Genomic DNA, 1,577 nt, shown 5'->3' on the forward strand with positions numbered 1-1,577 from the left:
TGACTGGTGCTTGGAACAATGTGATGGCTGCCAGTGAGTTTGGCACTAGACTAATAGCTCTTGATGCAGATGCTTGGAATGCTGTTGCTAAAACTTGTGAAAAAGTTGGAATCGACTTGGCATCCGCTATTAAAACAGGGGATGACTATAAAATCGGTGGCTACCTCTTCGATGTCGCCACACTTGTCGGCCCTGCTGCCGTTGGCAAACTCAAATACGTCGAAGAAGCAGGCAACCTTGCCAAACTCGCCGAAGCCGGTGACGTCGCCTCAACCGTTGGTAAAGTTGAAGATGGGGTGAAGGTTGGAAATGCTTTATCATTCGAGAAACTAATGTCCGCCGAAGATGCTCAAAAGTATGTCCAGTGGAATAAGTATGCTGAGGCGGGAATTGAGCCTGAAGGTCGAGTTAAACTACTTGAAATATCTGAAAATGCTCCGAAAGTGGAATATCAAGATGGTTGGAGTGCAGAGGAAATTTTATCTGATGCCAAGGGAAATAGACAACCTGTGGAAGATTATTTAACTGCAGATTCAATTGCTCAACATAAACAGCAATTTAGTAATGGAGCTAGTAGATTTCAAGTTTTTGAACCTAGCACCTCCTACCAAGATGGAATTATCGGTGGGAAAGATGGAAATAGCTTTTGGCTACCCCAAGAACACGCAGACATTATTCAAGAAGTTGCTAATGGAGACAACCGACGTTATGAAATTATTTTAGGATTTGATGATGGCTATCTTGGAAATCAACCGCTCTATCGTTTAGATGCTTCATCAGAAACTGTGGCTCAAAAGGGAATTTCTATACCAAGCGGAAACGAAGATGGAGCAAATAGCTGGTGGCGTCCAGGAGGACGAACTTATCCAGGTGATATGCTTGAAGGCGTAATGAAAAATATTAGTATTAAAGAAGGAGATATTACATGGAACATAGCCAATTAAGATGGGAAGATGTTAGTCAATTTGAGGAAATCGAAGGATATGGTCAAACTATTTGGCGTCATAACGGACAGTATTATTTTGTCACAGAAGAGGGAGGTATTGCTCCCCAACTCGTCGTCTATGAATTATCAGATGAACTTTTTCAACTGCTTGATAGTGGTCAAAAGACTCCTTCTGAAATTCACTTTAAGTTGCAAAACGATGCTTGGCCACTAACTGAGGAAGAGAAAGTAAAACACAGGAAAGAAAAAATAAAGAAACATCCTATGACCTTAATATCAAATCCGAATAGTAGAGAGATTTTTTCACTTGAAGAATTAAAACATCTCATTCCGATAGCCGAGGAAAAATACATTGCGTCGTATGGTAAACTTCCTGAGAATTACACATCACCTTTAAAATAAACTAAATTTCTTATTTTTATTAAATTTTGAGACGCATTTTGCGTCTCTTTCCATATATTATTTTCCCTTACAATGACACTAGCTTTGCTAAGGGGATTAAGTCAGTCAATAAATAGATAAAAGAGCAAGAACAAGCTGAAAAAGAAGCCAAAGCTAATTGGGCTAAACAGCATCCCGTGGTGGCCTGGTTACAAAGTCAAGCAGACTTAGACGCCAATTTCTTTGAAGG

General features: G+C 40.0%; 1 protein-coding gene and 1 pseudogene. Both read left to right on the top strand.

Translation table 11 applies throughout. From position 1 onward, the window contains the following. A pseudogene (locus tag BMX18_RS09515) lies at window positions 1-944 on the top strand (hypothetical protein); the annotation flags it as partial. Then, the gene (locus tag BMX18_RS09255) at window positions 926-1,348 is read left to right on the top strand and encodes a hypothetical protein (RefSeq protein ID WP_093816127.1); all 423 of its coding nucleotides are present in this window, start codon (window positions 926-928) and stop codon (window positions 1,346-1,348) included. The pseudogene BMX18_RS09515 and the gene BMX18_RS09255, both read left to right, overlap by 19 nt. Window positions 1,349-1,577: the final 229 nt, after the last annotated feature.

It is taken from the genome of Streptococcus sp. 45 (assembly GCF_900108865.1).
In the GTDB taxonomy this organism is placed as follows: Bacteria; Bacillota; Bacilli; order Lactobacillales; family Streptococcaceae; genus Streptococcus; species Streptococcus ruminicola.